The organism is Pseudomonas sp. SZ40 (assembly GCF_052958135.1).
Genome location: NZ_JBQWIF010000053.1, coordinates 1 through 22,952, shown reverse-complemented (window position 1 = coordinate 22,952; position 22,952 = coordinate 1). Strand labels below are relative to the sequence as shown.

The following is a 22,952-nucleotide window of genomic DNA, read 5'->3' as shown; positions in this document are numbered from 1 at the left end:
AATTCGTGCCATGCTAAACGACCTGCCGTCCACCCGGCTCCGAGGCTCGATCGAATGCAGGGCCAACCGCCCGGCTTTTCGACCTGCAGTTTCATCATCCCTTACAGAGGTAACGCTGTGTCCGACCAAGCTCCCAACGCATCGCCTGCCGGCCAGCGCATCCTGCTGGTGGAAGATTCCGATGTGGTGCGCATGCTCACCGTGGAAGTGCTCGAAGAACTCGACTATCAGGTGAGCGAAGCCGCCGAGGCGCTACAGGCTCTGGAGATACTGCGTAGCGATGAACACATCGACCTGCTGATGACCGACATCGGCCTGCCCGGCATGAACGGCCAGGAGCTCGCCGTCGCGGCTCGCCAACTGCGCCCGGAGCTGAAAGTGCTGTTCGCCAGCGGCTATGCGGAAAGCGTCGAGATCGACAAGAGCGAGCCGGCTACCCGCACCGACATCATTGGCAAACCTTTTTCTCTCGATGCCCTGCGCGACAAGGTACAAGGCATGCTCGGCAACTGACAGTTCAGGCCTCGGATCGGCCAAACCGCGTACTGGCACTGGAATTGCGAGGCGGATGTGAGTAGGGTTCGCGTCTTTTTGAAAATGCAGCCTGCGTTCTCCCTGTTTTTGCGGCGGGGCGACAAGCAACTGCGCTGATGCGACACCCCCCGCAACCGTAGCGGCAGCGGGCCAGCACCAACTTGGCGCCCCCAGGTGCCTATGCTAGGTTTGCAGCCCACAGCCCTGCCGTACACGGATCCAATCCGCACAAGAATCAAGAGGACTGCTCGATGGCCGAGGCCACGCCCGCGCTGGAAATCCGCAATCTGCACAAACGCTATGGCGACCTCGAAGTGCTCAAGGGCGTTTCCCTTACCGCACGCGACGGCGATGTGATTTCCATCCTTGGCTCGTCCGGCTCGGGCAAGTCGACCTTCCTGCGCTGCATCAACCTGCTCGAGAACCCTCATCAGGGCCAGATCATCGTGGCCGGTGAAGAGCTCAAGCTGAAGAGCCAGAAGAACGGCGAACTGGTCGCCGCCGACAGCCGACAGATCAATCGCCTGCGCAGCGAAATCGGCTTCGTGTTCCAGAACTTCAACCTGTGGCCGCACATGACCGTGCTGGACAACATCATCGAAGCGCCGCGCCGCGTGCTCGGCAAGAGCAAGGCCGAAGCCACCGAGATCGCCGAGGCGCTGCTGGCCAAGGTCGGCATCGCCGACAAGCGCCACGCCTACCCCAACCAGCTTTCCGGCGGCCAGCAGCAACGCGCGGCCATCGCTCGCACCCTGGCCATGCAGCCGAAGGTGATCCTGTTCGACGAACCGACTTCGGCGCTCGACCCGGAAATGGTACAAGAAGTGCTTAATGTGATCCGCGCGCTCGCCGACGAAGGTCGCACCATGCTGCTGGTGACCCACGAGATGAACTTCGCCCGCCAGGTTTCCAGTGAAGTGGTTTTCCTGCATCAGGGCGTGGTGGAGGAACAGGGGTCGCCGCAACAGGTGTTCGACAACCCCGTATCGGCGCGTTGCAAACAATTCATGTCCAGCAATCGTTAAAACACGGAGCAATCACGCATGCATAGCTATAAAAAGATTCTGCTGGCAGCTGCCGCCACCCTGGCTTTCGGCACCAGTGCCGTCGCTGCCGACAAACTGAAGATCGGTACCGAAGGCGCCTACCCGCCCTTCAACCTCATCGACGCCAGCGGCCAGGTCGGCGGCTTCGACGTGGAAATCGCCCAGGCCCTGTGCGCCAAGATGAAGGCCGAGTGCGAAGTGGTCACCTCCGACTGGGACGGCATCATCCCGGCCCTGAACGCCAAGAAGTTCGACTTCCTGGTCGCCTCTATGTCGATCACCGAAGAGCGCCAGCAAGCGGTCGATTTCACCGACCCGTACTACACCAACAAACTGCAGTTCATCGCGCCCAAGAGCAGTGACTTCAAGAGCGACAAAGCCAGCCTGAAAGGCAAGGTGATCGGTGCCCAGCGCGCGACCATCGCCGGTACCTGGCTGGAAGACAACCTCGATGGCGTGGTCGACATCAAGCTCTACGACACCCAGGAAAACGCCTACCTCGATCTGGCTTCCGGCCGCGTCGACGGCGTGCTGGCCGACACCTTCGTGAACTGGGAATGGCTCAAGAGCGACGCCGGCAAGGACTTCGAATTCAAGGGCGACCCGGTATTCGACAACGACAAGATCGGCATTGCCGTGCGCAAGGGTGATGCCCTGCGCGAGCTTCTGAACAAGGCCCTGGCCGAAGTCGTCGCCGATGGCACCTACAAGAAGATCAACGACAAGTACTTCCCCTTCAGCATCTACTAAGCAGCCTGCCCGCGTCGTCGATGACGGCGCGGGCGCTTGAGTTTCCATGAATTTCGACCTTTCCGGATTCGGCCCGGCCCTGGCCGCCGGCACCCTGATGACCATCCAGCTGGCGCTCAGCGCACTGTGCCTTGGTCTGGTGCTCGGCCTGCTCGGCGCCTTCGCCAAGACTTCTCCGTACAAGCCGCTGCAATGGCTTGGCGGCATCTACTCGACCATCGTCCGCGGCGTGCCCGAGCTGCTGTGGGTGATGCTCATCTACTTCAGTACCGTCAACGTACTGCGCGAACTGGGCGAAAGCCTGGGCGTCGGCAGCCTCGAGCTGAGCCCGTTCGCAGCGGGCGTCATCGCCCTTGGCCTGTGCTTCGGCGCCTACGCCACCGAAGTGTTCCGCGGCGCCATCCTGGCGATTCCCAAGGGCCACCGTGAGGCCGGCCAGGCCCTGGGCCTGTCCAAGCCGCGCATCATCTGGCGGGTGATCATGCCGCAGATGTGGCGCATCGCGATGCCAGGCCTGGGCAACCTGTTCATGATCCTCATGAAGGACACCGCCCTGGTATCGGTCATCGGCCTGACCGAAATCATGCGCCAGTCGCAGATCGCCGTCACCGCGACCAAGCAGGCCATGACCTTCTACCTGGTCGCCGCCATCATCTACCTGAGCCTGACCATCATCTCCATGATCGGCCTGCACTTCCTCGAGAAGAGAGCCTCGCGCGGCTTCGTAAGGAGCACTCAATGAATTGGGAGCTGATCATCAAGCACCTGCCGAAAATGGCCGAAGGTGCGTTGCTGACCATCGAACTGCTCGCGGTCGCCGTGGTGGCCGGCCTGATCCTGGCGATACCGCTGGGCATCGCCCGCGCCTCGCGCCTCTGGTACGTGCGCGCCCTGCCCTATGGCTACATCTTCTTCTTCCGCGGCACGCCGATGCTGGTGCAGTTGTTCCTGGTCTACTACGGCCTGGCGCAGTTCGATGCGGTGCGCCAGGGCCCACTGTGGCCCTACCTGCGCGATCCATACTGGTGCGCGGTGATCACCATGACGTTGCACACCACTGCGTATATCGCCGAGATCCTGCGTGGCGCCATCCAGGCGGTACCACCGGGCGAGGTCGAAGCGGCACGGGCGCTGGGCATGTCGCGGGCGCAGTCGATGCTGCACATCATCCTGCCGCGTGCCTCGCGCATCGGCCTGCCGGCGTACAGCAACGAAGTGATCCTGATGCTCAAGGCCAGTGCACTGGCGAGCACCGTCACCCTGCTGGACCTCACCGGCATGGCGCGCACGCTGAACGCGCGCACCTACGTGAACATGGAGTTCTTCTTCACCGCCGCCGTGTTCTATCTGGTGATCACCTTCGTGCTGATCAACGCCTTCAAACTGCTCGAACGCTGGCTGCGCGTCGACGCCTGCCAGGGCCGCTGAAGTGACGGGGCCCGCGCCCCGTCACCCTTCGCCATGACCCGCACCCACTCTCTCCAGCCACTCAGTGGCGATGCCCTGCTCCAGCGCTTCCAGGCGCTGGACGCATTGCTCTGCGCGCATCAGGCATTGTGGAAGCCACGCCCCTTCACCCATCGCCTGCTGCCCTGGGAAAGCCAATACCCCGAGCTGGGCAACTGGCTGCGTGGCCGCACGCTTGAACAAGCCGAAGCGGCCCACAATCAACCGACAGCATTGCAGGCTGCTCCTGCGCCATTTGCAGAGCTGGCCGCCCAGGCGGCACTGCTGAACGAAATTGGCGACCTGCCCCAGCAGGCCTCTCACGCGCTTCCGTCACGCTTTTCGGTGGATGTACCAGGCCGCAAGTGGCAACAGATACGCGCCTTCAGCGACAGCCTGCAGTTCCAGCGTGCCCCCGGGCACTGGCTGGACTGGTGCGCGGGCAAAGGCCACCTCGGCCGCGTGCTCGCCCATGACGGCCAGGCGCTGACCTGCCTGGAGTACGATCCTGCTCTGGTTGCCAGCGGCAGCGACCTCAGCCAGCGCCTGGGGATAACTGCACAACACATCGAACAGGATGTGCTCGCTGACACCGCCAGCCAGCGAGTGCTCGCCACCCATACGCCCGTCGCCCTGCATGCCTGCGGCGACCTGCACGTGCGCCTGATGCACCTGGCCAGCGCGGCAGGCTGCCAGCAACTGGCGATCGCTCCGTGCTGTTACAACCGCACTGCGGCAGGCAGTTACCGCGCGTTATCCACAGCGGCCCAGAGCTCGCCTCTCGACCTGTCGCTGGATGACCTGGCCCTGCCCATGAGCGAAACCGTCACCGCCGGCAACCGTGTGCGCCAGCAGCGCGATCAGTCCATGGCCCGGCGCCTGGCCTTCGACCTGCTACAACGGGAATTGCGCGGCGTGGACGACTACCTGCCCACCCCATCACTGCCGCCCGCCTGGCTGAAGAAAAGCTTCGCCACCTACTGCCACGACCTGGCGGCACTGAAAGGCCTGCCACCGCCCGAAGAGCGCGATTGGCAGGCTCTCGAGGCAGCCGGCTGGCAGCGCCTCGCCGAAGTACGCAATCTGGAATTGCTGCGCGGCCTGTTCCGTCGCCCACTGGAACTCTGGCTGGTGCTCGACCGCGCGCTGTATCTGCAGGAACAAGGCTACAGCGTACGCCTCGGCCAGTTCTGCCCCGCCCACCTCACCCCACGCAATCTGTTGCTGCTCGCCGAACACGCCTGAGTTGCGCACACAATCTGTGGATAACTCTGTTCACAGATTCTGAGCAACAGCCGCCAAGCCCCCTCCAGCAAGGCTCAATCAGAGCTGATCACTTTTTGATCAGACAAAAACCCATATAGAACAATATCTTGTAAAAGCTGCTAAAGGCTGCGTAGGAAATAGCCAAAACGATCTACCCGCCCCGCATTTGTGCATAAGCCGCGCCGGGGTGTCAGAAAAAGAGCAGCAGAAACCTGCCGCAAGCGGCTTTACTCGTGCGAATGAACGGATATGAAAATGGCACTTCAATAGCCAGGCAGATTGATTCTGCCCCGTTCAAACGTAGCGCGAATAACTGCTTCGCCGACATTCGAAACATCAATACTTCACAGCCGTATTTTGCATCACTGATACTTCATCAAAATAAAAATGAATTATGTATACTTCAACCATCAAAAGTGAGCCACATAAGCTTCACTCAATGGTATTGAAGTATAGATACTTCAAAATGCTTCTGGAGATACTCGGTGAGAACGACCCTTCTTGAGCAAATCAAACAGCGTCGCAAGCAGCTGAGGCTAAAGGGTATCGATATGCCAGCGCGGACGGGCATCAACCGTCAGCAGTACGGGCTGATCGAGAAAGCTGGCAACCCGAACCTGGAGACTCTGGACAAGATAGCGGAGGGGCTGGAGGCAGAACTCATGCTGATCCCCAAGGAGGTTCTCCGCGACGTGCAGGGCATCTTGAAGACGGCAGCCACCAGTCAGCGTTCTCGTCTCACTCACTCCATGAGCGATGCAGCACCTGATGCCGATCATGATGAAGAACGTGACGACGTCGATGACCCATGGACGATCCTGGCAATGGCAGAAGGAAAAGCGTAATGGCAGGCGAAAAGGTTTCGGCGCTGCGTCTGTCCTTGCAGGGCCAGCTGGTCGGCTACGTAGCCGGGTTCGACAGCAACCGGAACGTACTTTCGCTCGCGCCCGAATACATCGACAACCCGCAGCGCCTGTCGCTGACGCTATCGATGTCATCCCAGGACAAGTTCCAGGCCATTGCACCTCGGCTTTTCCCCCTGGCGCGCCGCATGCAGCTCCACCCTCTGTTGAGCAATCTGCTGCCGGAGGGCGCACTACGAGAGCTGCTCGCGCAACGACTGAAAATCGACCAGATGAATGAGTTCCCGCTCATGGTTCATCTGGGTGCCGATCTTCCCGGGGCCCTGCTCGCCGAGCCGGTGCCAGCCGATGACGTACCCGACTACGCATTCGGTGACCGCGGCAGGCTGGACCGAATCGCGATAGATGCCATGGATCGGATAGCGCACTTTTCGCTGGCTGGCGTGCAGATGAAGTTCTCCATGCGCAACCGCGATGGTCGTTACATCATGGGCGACTCGAAGGAGCCGGGAGACTGGATCATCAAAACCCCTTCGACCAGGCACCCATACGTTCCAGCGAATGAGTTCACTTGCATGACGCTAGCCGGCCTGATCGGGGTGGCCATCCCGGAGATCCGCCTGGTAGGCATAGAGCAGCTGGAGCAACTTCCTGAAATCAACTTGCCAAACGAGTCCGTAGCCTACGCAATCCGCCGCTTCGACCGGGAAGCGAACCAGCGGATTCATACTGAAGATTTCGCCCAGGTGACCTTCAGCTATGCCGCGCAAAAATACGAAGCAGCAAGCTATGAATCGATCGCCGGGCTGATCTACAAGAACGTCTATGCAGGCCAGCTGGACGTCATTCAGATGGCCATACGTCTGCTGACGAACATCCTTCTGGGCAACGGCGATGCCCACAAGAAGAACTGGAGCATCATTTACAGAGATGGGATAACACCCTCTCTCTCACCGGCCTATGACATCCTCTTCACCAAGGTATACATGGGAGACGAGCAAGAGTTCGGCTTGTCGATGGCGGGCACCAAACGCTGGTACGACGTAACCATGGAGCACTTCATGGCTTGGGCAGACCGGGCAGACTTGCCGAAATCAGCGATCAGCTACAACCTCAGACAGGCAATCAATGCAGCCCGTGTGCATTGGCCACAGGCGCTTGCGGAAAGCCCTATGGCCGAGCAACACAAGAAAGCCCTGAGGGCCCACTGGCGCGCTCTGCAACCCGACTTCAGGATTGAAGCCTGACTTTTCACTGATACCCGGGTGCAGCCTGATTTCTCATTGAAGACTCGCGCTGCGCAGCAGCACCCGACAAGGCAAAGATTTCAGCGAAACAAGCTATAAGCCGGTTTACAAGGTTTTACCAATGGCTATAATGGCGACCCTCAAATGCCGGTATAGCTCAGCTGGTAGAGCAACTGACTTGTAATCAGTAGGTCCCGGGTTCGACTCCTGGTGCCGGCACCATTTGAGGTTCCACTGAAGTCCACCAACATCGCTGGAACCCTTGAAAACCCGCCCTTTGGCGGGTTTTTTCGTTTTGGCGATCCGTCATTTTCCACTGCCAGCCAGCGCTCAAAAGCATAAGGCCAGGGATACGACTCGGTTCGATATCGAGGACTACTCTGATGGCTCGCAGCGCATCGCCCCCCTCAGACAATACCTGCCGCACAGCAAAACCCTGGGAGCTTGAGCACAAGCGCTTCGAGGGTGGCGGCCTCTAGTTAAAGTGCGCTGCGAGCACCAGTTGCCAGGCATCTCTGCGCTCAATGAGCGCGCGACACTTGCATGCGCTTGCTTGATGCCATCCAGGCTGACCTGCCACGGCTATGCCGGGAGGCCAAAAACCTCGGCAAGATCAACATTCAGGACGGCACCAAAGGCGGCCGTACCGGTGCATCAGCGCCGCGCTGGATTGCAGTGGATCAGCACGTTAGCGATGCACTTGGATTTGCGATGCGGGTTTCGCCAACGGGTAGTCGAAACCTGATCGCGCCTGACGAGAGATACATAAGCGTTCAGCAACACGTGGTGCGCCCAGCGCGGGATGTCCTGCACACGCATAACCTCAAAGGCTTTCACGAACTGCGAGCGGCGTACGCATGCGAGCGCTATGAGCAGATCACCCAGCACCACGCACCTATCAATGGCGGTCGCTGCTACGAGATAGACAGATACCTTGATCGTGATGCGCGCAAGCAAATCAGCTACGAACTGGGGCACGGCCGCATTGATGTAGTCGCTGCCTATATCGGTGGCCACCATGAGTAAGCCCTTCGATATGGAACTGTTTCTGGCAGGCGTACTGACCGGCTCGCACGCGACCCGGCAACGCCATTTGCGCCAGGCGAAGATCATCCAAGCTGAAATCGCAGCGCGTTGGCAGCGAGAGACGCCTTGGGCTTGGCAGAGAAAGCATTTGGTTTGGTTTCTTGAGCACCACATGAGCCAACGGAGTGAGGCGACGCGGTATTACTACCTGCTGACGATCCGACTGCTCACTCAGCGCCTACAGACGTCATGGGTTTTCAATCTCTGAGTGGGGCCTGATCCTGATCATTAGGATCGCCAGCTGGACTAGCCTAAGGTAGAAAGTCAGGTCGCGACCGCAGTCATTGCATAAGCGATGTCAAAAGGGGAAGTCGTCGGCTGGACATCTGCCAAGTGCTGGAATGTAATTTTCTGGGGCTGCTACAAGAATTTCAGAGCAACATTTCGTCTGGTAGCCAGCAGTGAGACTGCTAAGAGAGCTGGTCTCTGCCCGAAGCAGGCATCTGGAATGGCAACGGCTTAGCGCCCCTAGCAGCAATCTATCCGCCTTGCATTTCCGCTTTCTATACCTCAACATGAGGTTCGGTTTACGGAAAAATAGAAGGAGTGATCATGATCGAGTTCGAACTATCCGCCGCCAATGACTCGATACGTCGAGCTACGATCATTGATGATCTCGCACACGTAGAAGCGCGGCTGCAGGTGCTGCACCCAGACCTTAGCCCTACCATCTTCCAGAATGCGATTATGGGTGGCCTCAGTGGGCGCAACGAGGTCACGCGAGCATCAGCTCCAACCGCAGCAGGTGTGCAGCAATGGTTGAACACGGTTAAAGACCTGCGCACGTTACTTGCCTCAGTTCAATGGCATATCCATGAACAGCAAAACTGTCCCTTCATCAGCTCTCCTGATCGTGTCATCTCTATCGTGGTAATGACCGGTAGCAGCGAAACTGGCAAGAAGGGCTTTGAAGACCCCACCAATCAAGCCGAAAAGGGAGCAGTCGCGGAGAATTTCGTTCAGAAGAACCATCAGCTTGAACTATTCAACCGTGGCTCGTTCAATCTCGCTAAGGATCATCAGAAAGAAACTCAGGTCTGGGCGCTGCTCTATCACTACGATAAAGTGCTCAACGAGGTTCGTTTTGAACTATCCCTACCGACCGGATTCAGCAATAAAAAAATTACCGAATGGGGCGAACGAATACTTCTCGGAAGCATTCCTAACAGCCCCACTGATTTTGTAATATTCAAGGATGAGCCTAACACTCCCGCCTCGGTGGAAGTGGAGCCTAAAATAGGCGTATTTTGAGTAAGAGATTATGTCCGAAATAAACCCCAAGCAAATCGCATTTGCCAGGGTAAGAAGGCGCTTAACAAAAGCGCAATTGGCAAAGGAGCTGGGTGTCACCAGCCGTAGTCTTCAAAACTACGAGACTGGAGCATCCGCCCCTGATCCAGACACCTTGGCAAGAATCGCAAAACTGCTGAACTTCCCTCAGCAGTTTTTTTTTATTGATGAGGACATGCCAGAGATCAAGGAGCATGCCGTAAGTTTTCGCAAGCTCTCAAAGATGACTGACGCAATGAAAGCCTGCACCTTTGCTGCTGGCGCAATTGCATTCAAGGTCAATCAATGGATAGAAGAACGGTTCAACCTACCATCAGCAGAGCTACCGGATTTAAGCGACCTCAATCCTGAGGAAGCTGCAGCCACACTTCGTCGCATGTGGGGCTTGGGTAATGCACCCATTCCTAACATGATCCACTTATTGGAATCCCAAGGCATCCGAGTTTTTTCATTAGCAGAGGAAACCCGTGATGTGGATGCATTCTGCACATGGTATGAGAACAAACCATTTATCTTTCTTAACACCATCAAATCTGCTGAGCGGAGTCGCTTTGACGCGGCACACGAGCTGGGTCATTTAGTGCGTGACGTATACACGATGCAGCATGGCCAAGCACATGGCCCTGAAATGGAGCGACAGGCGGATGCATTCGCCTCTGCCTTCCTGATGCCGAAGGAAAGCATTATTGCTAACCAACCACCAGCTTATACAATTAAGTACTTAATGAGACTCAAACACTACTGGGGAGTATCACTGGCTGCAATAGCATACAGATACAACTCACTAGGACTAGTCAGCGAATGGAATTATCGTAACCTTTGCATAGAAATTGCCAAAAGCGGGTATCGAACTAAAGAACCGGAAGCAATGGACCGAGAAATATCGCAGTTGCTTAATAAAGTTCTGGATATCCTGCACAGCCGAAAGCAGGGCCGTCGCGAGATTGCGGAAAGCCTAAGCATTAGCATTGATGAAATTAATGCTCTGACGTTCCAGCTGACAGCATTGTCGGTAGTTTCTGGAAAATCGTTGACTGACTCAAAACCTCAGAAAAACCCACCAAAGCTACGACTAGTATAAGAGCGCGACCAAGGACTCATTATCAAAAAGGGGATAGATTTACTTTTCGGCGCTGGTTTATGTGCCGTTAAATAAATCTGTCCCCTTTTCCCAAACTGAATAAGTTTTTTTCCAAAGCAAGCTAAACTCATCCATTAACAATAAAATATTATTATTTCAGGAAACTCAAAACTAAAAACATGCACTTACAACCTGTTCATCAACAAGCCCGAGAAACTCTTGATGGCACTTACTCAGGTATGCTTTCTTCACCTTTGCATACTTGTTTTCAGGTTCGATTTGAAGAAGATAATTAATACGACCTATTAAGCGCTCATAGATCAGAGGATCAAAATTTGGCAGTCGCGCTAGATTGGCAATATTTCGCTCCAACTCATAAATCTGAGCCCTGAGCTCTCTCTTAAATGATTTCGGAGCCCTAACCTGCCCAGAAGATATTGAAACACCCGTTATAATTTTTTTCTTACCGGCCAACTTTAACTGCGTTTTTTTATGATTTAGATAAAAACCATACTCTAATAGAATATCACCCACCAATGACGATAAATCCCTAGGTATACGCCCCCCGGAAAATGCTAGATCGTCTGCATAGCGAGAATATTTTAAACCAAAAAAACTTGCCAACCCGGTAAGTCTCACGTCTATCGGGCTGAACACTAGATTACTAAGCGTGGGGCTTGTACATGCGCCTTGAGGAAGGCCACAATTCAAGATACAAAGAAGCGAAATATACAAGCACACATCAGCTTTAGCTCCATTCCGCTGAAGAGACTCGAAGACCATTTGTCTAGAAATGCTAGGAAAAAAGTCCTTGATATCAAGCTTTAATAACTCCTCACCATTCACATGAATACGAGCGTGATCAATCGCGCTCTTACCCTTCACATATGCGTAGGCAGAGGAATTAGACTCAAAGCAGAATAATAGATTATTCTGAATATTACTCTGTATAACCGCTAAGGAGGGGTATGGAGAATTTATCGTCCTAGTTCCGCCACTTTTTTTTGAAACTTTGAACTCTCTATAGAAGCTCGACGGGCTTGCTATAATACGTGACAATACAGAAAGTTCCTCCTCGGTGGAGATGCCAAGAAGCATACGTACATGCGAATCGATCTGCATAGAAAACCTAAGTAATGTTGAAGGCCGACCCTACCAGCTTGCTCTTTTCACTTAAATTCATTCACGTCAGTGAATGGATTTAACTCTATCGCGAAGCGAGCGAAGCGAGTGAAGCGATAGAGTTGAATTCATTCAGTGGCTAAAACCAGCCTGAATGATAAAGGCGGATACACCTTCGATTACTAGAGCCGACCCCAACGGGCGAATTATACATAACGATATGCTCCAGTCAAGGTTTTAGGAGTGTACTCATCCAACACACTAGGCCGTTGAGTTTTACGGAGCCTGTTTAGCAACGCGACCTTAGCATTAGATAGCTCTGGTGAAAGCTGAACGCTTCGACCGTCCCTAACAATTAAATCATTACGAATCATAAAATCCATGACTTCTATAATTAGCAGAGGGGAGACACCATACTGCAAGTGGAAATCATAAATTTCGTGCCACTCTCGATCAGAAACAAACTCGACAAACTCTTTAATCGCTGTCCTTTTTGAGCTCATTGATCATCCCGCCCGTCTCAATAACGTTCTGAAGCGATCCCCACTTTTCAACCTTGCCCACCAAAACACAGGAAAGACATTGTTAGGGCAATTATCATTTTCTACACAGTACAACGCTTCACTTTTAGAAAACCCGAAGCTGTAGTCTTCGATTTTTTTCCTCTTATAGTTTTCGTGCAACTTCTGCTCCAACCCAAGCATAAGACGCTTATATTCATCAGCCACTTCAGGCTCATACTTGTCTGAAATGGCTCGCTCTAAAGACACTGCTGTAAATACTTCGCACCCGGTCTCATCCGCAATCCGATCGCATCCAAACCGCATACCTGCAACAGACATATAAAAAAGGGTAAAATCTTCAACTCCATTCTGCGAAAGAAGTTTAGTCAACCACTTTGCCTTTGTTATTAGCTTTCCACCGCTACCAATGAAGTCATCAAAAAGCACGACGAAGTCACCGTTCCTTATAGAATTCGCCCCACTAGGAATACTAGGTAACATCCGAACGTGCCAATCATCGTAGGGAGTTAACTTGTTTTTAAGCTTTTGCATGGCTGCTACAGAGCCATCAATTTCTTTATCGTTGCAGGCTGCAACTATCCACGTGGTTTCTGGACGCAACGACCAAGCTGTAATTTTAGTATCGAGATCTTTGTATGCCTTTCGCTCTTTTGTCGAGTCCAAGATAACAAATTCTTTTATCAGCTCTTTCAAAAACACTTGTTCGCTTCGATGATCACAGATATTCCACAGATCTGAAAACTCATCCAAATACCCTTTAACCCACGTCTGCGCCTCAACTATTTCCATCATGTCATACAATACATCCGATGAGACTTTTGCTGCGACCAAACTCAAAGAAAATCTCCTTGAAAAATAAATATTTATATGAGAATAAACCGCTAAAATCACACTACAAAAATCAACTGCTGCCTTTCACGCCAAGCATAATTTAATATCAACAATAGTGAACCACCTTTGAAATTTTACACTGGGTAGATCCGCTAACTCTAGCAGGCTGAAACGTTCCTTCTTAGGTATCCACGTGATCATTGGGGCGCGCGGCGGAGAACCAAAAGGATACTAATTGAGATAACTCCATTACTAACCTAAACGTAAACATCTAAAAATCTTGACTTTTTATGAGTAATTCGACTCCTGGTGCCGCACCATACAACATAAGGCCTCGCAGAAATGCGGGGCCTTGTCGTTTCTGGCGGCTGCTTATGCAGCGCCCAAGAGATGCCATCGAGAGCGAGTGACTCACGACTGGGTTCGGATATTGCCAAGCTTAGCGGGTTCGATCAGAAACGCTCGATGAGTCACCCGCAGGCTCTCACCGAGCGCTTCACATCAGCTCGCGACCTGGCTGGAGAACTGGCTTACGGCGGCGACGACGCACTCCGCGTCTTTCTGGATATCCTGAATCACGGTGTCGGACGCGTTGGCCAGTGTCAGTGCTTCGCCGGCCAGTTCGCGGCTGCGGTTGATCACGTCGACGGCGTTGGAGGCGAGCTCCTGGTTTTGCTGCACCACGCCGACGATTTCCTGGGTGGCTTTCGAGGTGCGTGAGGCGAGTTGGCGGACTTCATCGGCTACCACGGCGAAACCACGGCCCTGCTCGCCGGCACGCGCCGCTTCGATCGCGGCGTTGAGTGCCAGCAGGTTGGTCTGGTCGGCAATGCCACTGATGGCCTTGACGATGGCTTCGATCATCTGGCCCTGCTGATCCAGCGCCTGGATGCCCTGGGTAGCGTTCTCCATCGAGTTGGCCAAACGGTGCAGCACTTCGACCGTGTTACGGATCACTTCACGGCCCTTGCTGGCGCTGGTGTCGGTTTGCAGCGAGGTGCTGTAGGCCAGGTTGGCGGCTTCGGCGACGGCTTTTTCCAGGTTCACCTGCTCGGTGATCACGGTGGCGAACTTCACCACCTTGTAGAGCTTGCCGTGGATGTCGGTGATCGGGTTGTAGGATGCCTCCAGCCAGACATCCCGGCCGCTGCTGTCGATACGGCGGAAACGGGCGACGACGAACTCGCCACGGCGCAGGCGTTCCCAGAACTGGCGATAGGCGTCCGAGGCACTTTCTTCGGCGGTGCAGAATATGCTGTGGTGCTTGCCGACCACCTGCGACAGGTTGTAGCCCATGCCGCGCAGGAAGGAGTCGTTGGCGGTGATGACGGTGCCGTCCAGATTGAACTCGATCACAGCGGTCGAGCGCAGCAGCGCCTTGACCAGGCTCTCGTTCTCCAGCGACGCCTCGATGGTGCGCGTCAGGTTGCTGGAGTGGATGACCATCTGCTTGGCGCCCGTCAGATGATCGCTCATGGGGATGACCACCGAGCGCAGCCATACGTGCTGGCCGTCCTTGCCCAGCAAACGCAGGGCGCCGTTGAAGTGACGGCGCTCCTTGATCGCCGACAGGGCGCGCAACTGGTGCGGGTCCCGTGCCAGATCCGAGGGCGACAGTTGGGTCAGGTACTGCCCCTCGACTTCCCCGGCCCGGTAGCCGAGTTCGCTCTGGAACAGGTCGTTGACACGCTCGATACGGCCATCGCCGCTGAGCTGGATGATGATCATTTCCTTTTCGAGGTTCTCCCTTACCTCCTCCTGCATCGCTAAGCGAGCTTCCAGCTCACTGTTGATTTGTTTGAGGCGAGAGTTGAACACGACAAGGACTCCAAAGTAGGTATCAGTGCATCGGCCCGAGGCTGAAAATCTTGAAGGATAGGTAGTGCTGGCAGCTGTCATTTTCGAGCATAGACCGCTTCGCTTACACCCGCGGGCCAGACACATGATTGCTCTTGCTCGATACGGATTCAGACAGTAAGGTTGGGTTGTCGCTGGAAACAGCGATACAGGATTGGCGTCCTGGCTAGTGGAAGAAACATCAGCCGCTAGCGCGGTTCAAATCTGATGCGTCCGTACTGATTGGTTTCAGGAAGCGGCGTATCGCTACCAGGGGCCACGCCAAGATGAACGAACACTTCGAATCCCTCCGTTTCACCCGTCACAACCGTTTCCTGCACGCCCTGATGCTCGACTCCCAGGCATGGTTCAGCGTCGTCGATCTCGGCCGCCTGATGGGCTGCCACCTCAACGAACGGCTCATCCGCAAGCTCGATGACGACCAGCACCGCATCATCAGCCTCAATCACCACGGCAATGTTCGGCCCACCCTGATGGTCAGCGAATCCGGCATGTATGCGCTGATGGTCTATCACCATATTCCCGAGAACCAGAACCTGCGCCGCTGGCTCACCCATGAAGTGATCCCCACGCTGCGGGCGACCTGCGCACCCACGCCCGAGCAAGCGCCCAGCCTGAGTTCACTGCAGTGGGCAGGGCTGTCCGTGAGCCTGCTGCACTGGCGGAACGAGGCCTGGGTCAAATGGCGGGACATGCCGGCGCTGATACCTTCGGTGGAGAAGGCACCGGGTCGGTCGCAAGGCTAGCGGGTCAGACCTTGCTGAAAGGGCCGCTGCTCCGCTGCACGAACCCCACGTTATGCCGGCAGAACAGCGAGCCGATGCTGAGCATGCCGATATGTACGCCGTCGCACGCCAGCTCCTGTTGCAGGCCTTGCAGGTAGCTGCAGGCGGCGGCCGCTGGGTCGTCGTCACCGGGAGTGGGTTGCGCGGCGGCTTCGGTGCCGTTGTGCTCGACGAGTATGGCGCCCGACTTGCGCGAGCGCATTTCCGGCAGCACTTCGTCGACCACGGCAGTCATGTTCAGGTAGGTGAGCGCGCATGCCTCGGTGCCGCTGGCCGGGTTCAGGGTGGCGGTGTAGTCCGCCGTATTGAGCGGGTCGAGGCCGTAGTACACCGCGTCGATGGGGCCGACGGTGCTGCGGATGGACCTGATCATCGCCTTGGCGTGCTCGGGGCTGGAGACGTCGCCGGTGAAGGTCCGTGTCGAGATGCCTTCGCTTTCCAGCACGGTCGTCAGCGCGCGCACGCACTGTGCGTCGTCGGCCACCAGCACCACGTCGTAGCCGTCGTTGCCGTACTGGCGAGCGGCCAAGGCACCTGCGCTGTTCTGCGCACCGAATACCACAAGCGTTCTACTCATGATCAGTCCTACCTAACAATTGCGGGCAGCTACTGCGCGAGCTGGGTTCGCCAATAGCGGTGCTCTGCTGGCAAAGGTCTGCAGGTAGTACATGTCCCGGCAGGACCTGTGCACCGGCTAGGCAGAGAAAGCCGCTGCGACGCATGAAATCCCGGTCCCTGGGAGCAGTTGTCCTGGCATAGTCACCGTCGAACATTGCCTGAACATTGCGTCGTAAACTTTTGCGCTCCGCTACTATGTGGCGCTTCGGTGAAACGGCGCGGTGCAGCGACTTTGCGAATCCTTCTGGTCGAAGATGACTTACCTATGGCCCAGGCCCTTCAGGCAGCGCTGGGGCGGCATGGCTTGATCGTGGACATGGTCCATTCGCTCGCCGCAGCAGCGTCGACCTTGCGCCTGCACGTGCACGATCTGTTGCTCCTCGACCGCGGTCTGCCGGATGGCGATGGCCTCGACTTCATCGCCACGGCCCGGCGCCTCACGCCTGCCCTGCCCATCGTGCTGCTGACCGCCCGCGGGGAGGTCGCGGAGCGGGTCGATGGCCTCAATGGCGGGGCGGACGATTACGTGGTCAAACCCGTTGCCGCCGACGAACTCCTGGCCCGCATACGCGCGATCGCGCGGCGCCCGGCCACGGTCATTCTGCCTACCGCCACCCTTGGCGCGCTGTCCTTCGACTTCACCGCCGGTGAGGCCATCGTCGATGGCCAGCCGCTTCACCTGCCGCGGCGCCAGTTGCTGATTCTGGAAGCCCTGATCTATCGCCAGGGGCGGACCGTGCTGCGAGAGAACCTCCATGAGGCGGTCTACGGCCTGGCGGACGAGATCCAGTCGAATGCCCTCGATGCGCATGTCTCGAAGCTCCGGCGCGCGTTGAAAGAGGCGGAGGCCGGGGTCGAGATCGCAGTGATTCGTGGTGTCGGCTATCTGCTCAAGGAAGGCCAATGAAAGCGCTGCACAGCCCCTCGCTCATCGGCCGCCTGCTGTGGTCGCTGTGCCTCATGCAGGTGGTGGTACTGGTGACCTCGATCGCGGGCACCCTGTACTACATCATCGACGACCGCTTTACCTTCATGAGCGACTCGGTCATCGACACGCTGGTGAGTGCCATTGCCGTGCAGCCCGATGGCCTGGCGTTCGAACGCACCGATGAGCTGCGCAGTTTGCAGGCGGACAACCCGCAGCTCTGGGTGGTGATTCGCGACGCCAACGGCCATCGCCAGCAGTTGGGTGACGTGCCGTCGGCGTATCAGGCGCTGGAACGCAGCCTGCCCTTGCTGGGCGTCTCGCAGATGCGCGCGCTGCCGGAGCAGAACGAGCTGACGATGCGTATCGAGGTCAAGCCGATTCAGGACCAGCAGGTCCACATCATGGTCGGCGGCGTGGCGATGTCCGACTTCAAGAGCCTGATTCTGCAGGCGACCGGCTTGCTCAGCCCGTACTTCCTGACGCCGTTGATTCTGTTCACCCTGCTCGCCACCCCCATCGTCGTACTGCATGCGACCCGCGGTGTACGGCGAGTGACCAAGGAAGCCTCGGCGCTGGATATCTCCACCCCGGATGCGCACCTGACAGAGGATTCCGTGCCTCGGGAAATCCGCCCGCTGGTCAGTGCCTTCAATGCCGCCATGGAACGCCTGAGCAAGGCCTATCACGCCCGCGATCGCTTCCTGCGGGACGCGGCCCATGAGTTGCGCATGCCCATCGCCGTGCTGATGGCGCGTATCGACGGCATGCCTTCACACCCACTGAAACCGGTGCTGCTCATCGACCTGAGCCGCCTGGCCACCGTCGCCGAACAGTTGCTGGACCTGCAGCGGCTGCAGTCTCCCCAGGTCGAGTTCGTGCGCGTCGACCTCGTGGCCCTGACCCGCGACCTGGTCTCGGACATCGCGCCGGTGGCCCTCTCCCGCTGCGATGACCTGGTACTGAATGCGCCCGACCAGCCCGTGTGGGTGCTCGGCCAGGCCAGCGCACTGAGCCGCGTGATCACCAACCTGGTGCAGAACGCGCTCATCCATGGTGAAGGCACGGGCACCATCAGCATCACCGTGGCGCCACGAGGAACCGTGGCGGTCGCCGACCAGGGCAAGGGCGTGGCGAGCGAGGACCGCGAGCACATCTTCCACCCCTTTTACCGCGGCAAGACCGATGTTCCCGGCCACGGCCTCGGGCTGCATCTGGTGCAGGAGATCGTGCGCGCTCACCGGGGCCGCATCACGGTCAACGACGCCGCTGGAGGCGGCGCCGTGTTCACGGTTCATCTACCGGTCGTGTCGGCGTAACGCGGCGTGGGCTGGCTAACGCTGTCAGCACTGGCCTACTGCTTTTGCCAAGCGGGGATCTCGCTCAGGTCGCGGTAGATCGCCAGCCCTCGCTGCTGAGCCAGCTCGACCATCAGGTCCGCCCCTTGCGACGCGCCGCCGATGCGCAATACGGCGTCACAGCGCTGCAGAAGCGTCTTGGCGTACTCGTGAAAATGGGCCTGGAACAGCTGATCGCCAATGTTGCGCGAACCCGCGAGCTGGACCAGAGGTAACGCCACCCATTCGGCAATGAGCGGAAAATGGCCCGCCTGCAGGAGCGCCCCGGCAGCCATGTGCATGGCCTGCAGGTTGGCGGCCAGCAGGGCGGGGTCGTCATCGGTGCCAGAACGGTAGGGGCCGGCGACCAGAATCATCAGGGGGCCGGAGGATGGCATGAGTCGCTTGAGGTACTGCAGAAGGATGATGGTCTTGCCGTCCATGATCCGTCCGTCGTCGACCATTTCCAGCGCCAGGTCGAAAGGCAGCTCCAGCACCTCGATATCCTCGCCTTCAGCGGCCAGGCCACCACCGTCGCTGACCCGGTCCTCAGGCTGATATTCGCCGACGAAGAAATGCACGCGCTCGGTGACCGAGCCGGGGCTCATGAACGCCTCGCACACCTTGCGCACCGCCTTGACCCGATAACCGGTTTCTTCTTCGGCCTCCAGGCGGATTCGCTCTTCGGGGCTGGCGTTGTCCAGCAGGCCCGCAGCCGCTTCGATCAGGTAACCGTCATGATCGTTGACGTATGCCGGGATGCGAAATTGCCGGGTGAGGATGACCGTGCGTTTCGCCAGGTTGTAGAGCCCGATCGTGGCGCCGTTGCCCCGGTCATAGACTTCGCGGGTCTGCGCTTGCCAACTGCCGTCGCGACGCTGCTGCTCGAACTCGATCTTCTTGAGCAGGTACCAGTTATCCGAGAGGGTATGTTGCGCAACGATTCGTACGTTGCGGTCGTTCATGGGTTGCATCTCCTTACTGGCCATCCGTATCGAATCTCCTCCAGTTTCACACCGCCACGCTCGAGGCTACGCGCATGCTGCGCTTGCTCCACCCAACCGGCCTTGCGGTAAAAACGCCTGGCCCTGGCATTGGCCGCCAGGACCCAGAGTGTCAGTTGGCGATAGCGGTCTGCCAGACGCTGCAGCCCCGCCTTCCACAATGCCAGGCCGACGCCTGAACCCCAGTGTTCGGCCACTACATAGATGGCCAAGACCTCACCAGTGACTCCGGCCAGCGCATCGCTATCTCGACTGGCTCCGACTGAAATCCAGCCAACCACTTGCTCATCGAGCTCGGCGACCAGGATGTTCTCGCGCCCAGTCTCGATTGCGCGAGCCCAGAATGCCTCTCGCGTTGGCAAGGCCGAATCCAGCGAGCCCAGATACTCGCTCGGCAGCAACTCGGCATAAGCCTGCTGCCAGCTTCTGATGTGAACGCTGGCAATGGCCTTGGCATCATTGGGCAATGCACTACGGATCATTGGAGTTGTACGTCCCCGCAAAATCGAACATCCAGAGTGCTCCAAAGCAAATGGAGCGGCTACTTGCCGGGTAGCACTCGAGCGCATTCTTTTCAGCCAGAGGAGCGGCGGACTTGGCCATGCTCCTGCTATACGTTCACGACCTTGTTCTTCACCAGGGTGAACATGCGCACGCGTTCGCTGATTTCCTGGAAGGTGTGGCGGAAGGCGTCATCGTGTTCATCGGCAGTGGGATCGGCGAAATTCCACACCAGTGCCTCTCTGGAGGATGGCAAAAGCAGAGGTTCGTCGGAGGACTTGTCGCACAGGTCGATCAGATAATCGAAGTGCTGGCCTGCGAATTCGTCCATCGACTTGCTGCGCAGCCCTTCGGGGCTGACTCCGGCGTGCGCCAGGGTGGTGACGACCCGAGGGTCGAGTTGCCCCGGCTGGGTTCCGGCGCTATGCGCCTCGAAGTGTTCGCTGTCCAGGTGGCGCAATAACGCTTCGGCCATGGGGGAACGTGCATCGTTGGCGACGCAGACGAACAAGACCCGTAGTTTTTCGCTCATATCCCATCCTCCGTAGTGCTCACATGAGTGGCTGGACCGACAGGCATCGAAACCGACCATGCCTGGCATGCTCTCGCGACCAGTAGACCACTGGCGAGCCCGGAGCTATCCATGCGTCACGAAAACGTCATCAAGCAGTATTGATTTACCCTCACTGACTTGAGGAGATGGCTTGTCGTTCTTGTCATTCCTGAACCTCTTGGCTCGGCCCGGAAGCGGCTCTTTCTGGGGCCGCCTCGTGTCGAGGGTCCAAGCAAGTCGCCCTTCTGACTCGACGTACAGCCCCGTACCCGGCGCGTGTAAACGGAAGGCGCCATGCTGACTCTGCAACGAGTGAAGCCGCTTGATATCCTAGTGCATCGGTAAAGGGAGACTGGAGCTCCCGCCATGGAGGGATAGGCATGTCAGCAATCTGGAAGCCGATGTACCGCGTACCATTGGTCGCGTTCGTTCTCGCACTGCCTGCGTGCTCGGCATTCGGCCCGTTCTCTGAGTACGAAAAGAGCCTCATCTACAAGCCAATGCCAAAGAGCGTAGCCGAGGCAAAAATAGAATGTAACGTGCGCCGTGCGCACTACGACTGGCTGCTGTTGATGATCGCGCAGCGAGACGAAAAGGGCTGGGATGACAAGGCCGAGAGGGACGTGATGATCTCGGACGCCTGGGCGGATTATCAACGCGCCAGGCGCATAGGGTGCAGCGGGTGGGAGTGATGGAAATGGCTCCCATGAAAGGCACCGGTTACCACCGCAACCAGAGAAGAATACGATGAAGAAGTTACAGCGCGGATCCGGCCACCTGTTCAGCCTGATGGTCATCGCGCTCATTGCCTGGGGTGCTTACGTGACGATCTACGTGCCCTACGAACACAAGAAATCGATGGACGCGTTCCGCAGCAAACCGCCAACGGTGAGCCCGGCCAAGCTGGAAATCGTCGACACCTACAAGGCCAAGCCAACCCCCGAGCAACTGCCGCGCGGGCTGTACACCGGCACCGCCGAGCAGGACGGCTACCCGATGACCATCAGCTTCGAATTTGGCGAGAACCAGATCATCACCAAGAAGGCTCATATCAAGAATTACGAGTTCAAGGGCTCAGCGGCTTATGACTTCGTGGGCTCGGTGATGACCTTCGCCAAGGTGCAAGGCGACGCCGTACTGTTTCCTGGAACCGGCGAACCCATCGAGGTGATCAGCGCATCCGAAATCCATGTGCCGGGGCCTGGGACGACGTTGGTGTTGAGGCAGAAGTGAGCTTGCTGGCAGCTCCCATTAATGCCTCATGCGCCAGCCAAAGTGAGCCCGTTCCAACGAACCTCACAGCAAACGCTTCTGGAAAAATAGACGTTTGTGCCCTGCCGGATAAACATCCAGTTCACCGAACTGGCTGTAGCCATGCTTCTCGTAGAAGGCGGGGGCCTGAAAGCTGAAGGTGTCGAGCCAGATGCCCACGCATCCTTTCTCGCGCGCCACCTCCTCGGCCATGTTCATCAGCCGTGAACCAGTGCCCTGCCCTCGCGTTTGCTCCGGGATGGCGAGCAACTCGATGAATAACCAGCGATAGAAAATCTCGCCATAGAGCCCGCCAATCACCTCATCGCTGCGTTCGTCGCGAACCAGCAAGGCGATCGCCTCCGGCTTCGGGTCACCCGCCTGGGCCAGGTTGTATGCCCGCAAGGGCCGGAGAATCGCCGAGCGCTCGTCCTCTCCGGGGTTGCTCTTGATCTCGATACGGGTGCTCATTTCGCCATCTCCCTGGGGGTTCACACTGCGGATATCTGGAGGCTTCGCTTCAGTGTCATGGCAAACGCCCGCTGACACCAGAGGGTGCAGGGCCTCCATTCGACTGGCCCGTTGCGCCAGCAGCTGCATACCGTGGCAGCGGGCTGTGCTTGCGGGCGAATCACCGGGCCAACGCAGATTCAGCGGGAAGGCCGCCATCGTATCGCCCGCAAGCGGGCTCCTACGGGTCGGAATCTTCATGCTTTTGTAGGAATCGCAGGTCGGCGCGCCTATTTCGCGGGTGTCGAACATCCATGTTGTAAACGCCACCACCACCGTAGGAGCCCGCTTGCGGGCGATCACCGGGCCGACGCGGATTCAGCGGCAAGGCCGCCATCGTATCGCCCGCAAGCGGGCTCCTACAGGTCGGAACCTTCATGCTTTTGTAGGAATCGCAGGTCGGCGCGCCTACTTCGCGGGTGTCGAGCATCCATTTTGTAAACACCACCACCACCGTAGGAGCCCGCTTGCGGGCGAATCATCGGGTCACCGCAGATTTAGCGGTAAGGCCGCCATCGTATCGCC

At 57.5% G+C, this 22,952-nt stretch carries 23 protein-coding genes, 1 tRNA gene and 3 pseudogenes; 18 read left to right on the top strand and 9 right to left on the bottom strand.

Annotated elements, in window-relative coordinates:
- The first annotated feature begins 117 nt into the window (after window positions 1–117).
- The 13 genes and pseudogenes from ACT9T4_RS25040 (at window position 118) to ACT9T4_RS24980 (ending at window position 10,609) form a co-directional block, all read left to right on the top strand.
- A complete protein-coding gene (locus tag ACT9T4_RS25040) occupies window positions 118–513 on the top strand; it encodes a response regulator (RefSeq protein ID WP_264650062.1) in 396 nt (131 codons plus the stop codon).
- A 272-nt stretch (window positions 514–785) separates the two neighbouring features.
- Window positions 786–1,559: an ABC transporter ATP-binding protein gene (locus ACT9T4_RS25035; RefSeq protein ID WP_042555478.1), complete on the top strand. Its 774-nt coding sequence runs from the start codon at window positions 786–788 to the stop codon at window positions 1,557–1,559.
- Between the two features lie 18 nt (window positions 1,560–1,577).
- Window positions 1,578–2,330 carry an ABC transporter substrate-binding protein gene (locus ACT9T4_RS25030; RefSeq protein ID WP_499119530.1) on the top strand — a complete coding sequence of 251 codons (753 nt, stop codon included), beginning with the start codon at window positions 1,578–1,580 and terminating at the stop codon, window positions 2,328–2,330.
- A gap of 46 nt (window positions 2,331–2,376) precedes the next feature.
- Window positions 2,377–3,072, top strand: coding sequence for an ABC transporter permease (locus ACT9T4_RS25025; protein WP_499119528.1), 696 nt, complete (start codon window positions 2,377–2,379; stop codon window positions 3,070–3,072).
- Entirely contained in the window at window positions 3,069–3,758 is a 690-nt protein-coding gene (locus ACT9T4_RS25020; protein ID WP_042555481.1) for an ABC transporter permease, read from the top strand. Before ACT9T4_RS25025 ends, ACT9T4_RS25020 begins: the two co-directional genes overlap by 4 nt.
- 33 nt (window positions 3,759–3,791) lie before the next feature.
- Entirely contained in the window at window positions 3,792–5,021 is a 1,230-nt protein-coding gene (locus tag ACT9T4_RS25015) for a methyltransferase (RefSeq protein ID WP_499119526.1), read from the top strand.
- Window positions 5,022–5,527: 506 nt separating this feature from the next.
- Window positions 5,528–5,887, top strand: a complete 360-nt coding sequence (locus ACT9T4_RS25010) for a helix-turn-helix transcriptional regulator (protein WP_499119524.1) — start codon at window positions 5,528–5,530, stop codon at window positions 5,885–5,887.
- The gene (locus ACT9T4_RS25005; RefSeq protein ID WP_499119522.1) at window positions 5,887–7,152 is read left to right on the top strand and encodes a type II toxin-antitoxin system HipA family toxin; all 1,266 of its coding nucleotides are present in this window, start codon (window positions 5,887–5,889) and stop codon (window positions 7,150–7,152) included. The genes ACT9T4_RS25010 and ACT9T4_RS25005 overlap by 1 nt, the downstream gene beginning before the upstream one ends.
- A 146-nt stretch (window positions 7,153–7,298) precedes the next feature.
- Window positions 7,299–7,374 (top strand) — tRNA-Thr (locus ACT9T4_RS25000).
- Window positions 7,375–7,680: 306 nt separating this feature from the next.
- Window positions 7,681–8,178, top strand: a pseudogene (locus ACT9T4_RS24995) (integrase domain-containing protein); the annotation flags it as partial.
- Window positions 8,171–8,446 (top strand): hypothetical protein, encoded by a 276-nt coding sequence (locus tag ACT9T4_RS24990; protein ID WP_499119520.1) that lies wholly within the window; start codon window positions 8,171–8,173, stop codon window positions 8,444–8,446. The pseudogene ACT9T4_RS24995 and the gene ACT9T4_RS24990, both read left to right, overlap by 8 nt.
- Window positions 8,447–8,790: 344 nt before the next feature.
- Window positions 8,791–9,489: a hypothetical protein gene (locus tag ACT9T4_RS24985; RefSeq protein WP_499119519.1), complete on the top strand. Its 699-nt coding sequence runs from the start codon at window positions 8,791–8,793 to the stop codon at window positions 9,487–9,489.
- Window positions 9,490–9,499: 10 nt separating this feature from the next.
- A complete protein-coding gene (locus tag ACT9T4_RS24980; protein WP_499119517.1) occupies window positions 9,500–10,609 on the top strand; it encodes an ImmA/IrrE family metallo-endopeptidase in 1,110 nt (369 codons plus the stop codon).
- A 171-nt stretch (window positions 10,610–10,780) separates the two neighbouring features.
- On the opposite strand, the gene ACT9T4_RS24975 is transcribed toward ACT9T4_RS24980, so the two are convergent.
- The 4 genes and pseudogenes from ACT9T4_RS24975 to ACT9T4_RS24960 all read right to left on the bottom strand — a co-directional run.
- On the bottom strand, window positions 10,781–11,731 hold the full coding sequence (locus ACT9T4_RS24975) for a reverse transcriptase family protein (RefSeq protein ID WP_499119515.1): 951 nt from the start codon (window positions 11,729–11,731) through the stop codon (window positions 10,781–10,783).
- 506 nt (window positions 11,732–12,237) lie between these two features.
- On the bottom strand, window positions 12,238–13,092 hold the full coding sequence (locus ACT9T4_RS24970) for a phosphoribosyltransferase-like protein (protein WP_499119513.1): 855 nt from the start codon (window positions 13,090–13,092) through the stop codon (window positions 12,238–12,240).
- Between the two features lie 495 nt (window positions 13,093–13,587).
- Window positions 13,588–14,013, bottom strand: a pseudogene (locus tag ACT9T4_RS24965) (methyl-accepting chemotaxis protein); the annotation flags it as partial.
- 114 nt (window positions 14,014–14,127) lie between these two features.
- Window positions 14,128–14,814, bottom strand: a pseudogene (locus tag ACT9T4_RS24960) (PAS domain-containing protein); the annotation flags it as partial.
- Between the two features lie 395 nt (window positions 14,815–15,209).
- Here ACT9T4_RS24960 and ACT9T4_RS24955 point away from each other — a divergent pair.
- The gene (locus tag ACT9T4_RS24955; RefSeq protein ID WP_499119511.1) at window positions 15,210–15,689 is read left to right on the top strand and encodes a BRO-N domain-containing protein; all 480 of its coding nucleotides are present in this window, start codon (window positions 15,210–15,212) and stop codon (window positions 15,687–15,689) included.
- 4 nt (window positions 15,690–15,693) lie between these two features.
- Here ACT9T4_RS24955 and ACT9T4_RS24950 read toward each other — a convergent pair whose 3' ends face one another.
- A complete protein-coding gene (locus tag ACT9T4_RS24950; protein ID WP_499119509.1) occupies window positions 15,694–16,305 on the bottom strand; it encodes an SDR family NAD(P)-dependent oxidoreductase in 612 nt (203 codons plus the stop codon).
- Window positions 16,306–16,554: 249 nt separating this feature from the next.
- On the opposite strand from ACT9T4_RS24950, the gene ACT9T4_RS24945 reads away from it, so the two are divergent.
- Window positions 16,555–17,253: a response regulator gene (locus tag ACT9T4_RS24945; RefSeq protein ID WP_269432933.1), complete on the top strand. Its 699-nt coding sequence runs from the start codon at window positions 16,555–16,557 to the stop codon at window positions 17,251–17,253.
- The gene (locus ACT9T4_RS24940) at window positions 17,250–18,590 is read left to right on the top strand and encodes a sensor histidine kinase (protein WP_499119507.1); all 1,341 of its coding nucleotides are present in this window, start codon (window positions 17,250–17,252) and stop codon (window positions 18,588–18,590) included. The genes ACT9T4_RS24945 and ACT9T4_RS24940 overlap by 4 nt, the downstream gene beginning before the upstream one ends.
- 35 nt (window positions 18,591–18,625) lie before the next feature.
- Here ACT9T4_RS24940 and ACT9T4_RS24935 read toward each other — a convergent pair whose 3' ends face one another.
- From ACT9T4_RS24935 to ACT9T4_RS24925, 3 genes are all read right to left on the bottom strand, one after another.
- Window positions 18,626–19,573, bottom strand: coding sequence for an ADP-ribose pyrophosphatase (locus tag ACT9T4_RS24935; protein WP_499119505.1), 948 nt, complete (start codon window positions 19,571–19,573; stop codon window positions 18,626–18,628).
- Complete coding sequence (locus ACT9T4_RS24930) at window positions 19,570–20,094, bottom strand: GNAT family N-acetyltransferase (RefSeq protein WP_499119503.1); 525 nt, start codon at window positions 20,092–20,094, stop codon at window positions 19,570–19,572. Before ACT9T4_RS24930 ends, ACT9T4_RS24935 begins: the two co-directional genes overlap by 4 nt.
- 128 nt (window positions 20,095–20,222) lie before the next feature.
- Window positions 20,223–20,645, bottom strand: coding sequence for an arsenate reductase ArsC (locus ACT9T4_RS24925; protein WP_499119501.1), 423 nt, complete (start codon window positions 20,643–20,645; stop codon window positions 20,223–20,225).
- Between the two features lie 401 nt (window positions 20,646–21,046).
- Between ACT9T4_RS24925 and ACT9T4_RS24920 the strand changes: the two genes are divergently transcribed.
- Both ACT9T4_RS24920 and ACT9T4_RS24915 read left to right on the top strand, forming a co-directional pair.
- Entirely contained in the window at window positions 21,047–21,358 is a 312-nt protein-coding gene (locus ACT9T4_RS24920) for a hypothetical protein (protein ID WP_499119499.1), read from the top strand.
- A gap of 55 nt (window positions 21,359–21,413) precedes the next feature.
- Entirely contained in the window at window positions 21,414–21,899 is a 486-nt protein-coding gene (locus tag ACT9T4_RS24915; RefSeq protein WP_499119497.1) for a hypothetical protein, read from the top strand.
- A 63-nt stretch (window positions 21,900–21,962) separates the two neighbouring features.
- Here the strand turns inward: ACT9T4_RS24915 and ACT9T4_RS24910 are convergent, their stop codons facing one another.
- Window positions 21,963–22,388 (bottom strand): GNAT family N-acetyltransferase, encoded by a 426-nt coding sequence (locus ACT9T4_RS24910; RefSeq protein ID WP_042556016.1) that lies wholly within the window; start codon window positions 22,386–22,388, stop codon window positions 21,963–21,965.
- Between the last annotated feature and the right edge of the window lie 564 nt (window positions 22,389–22,952).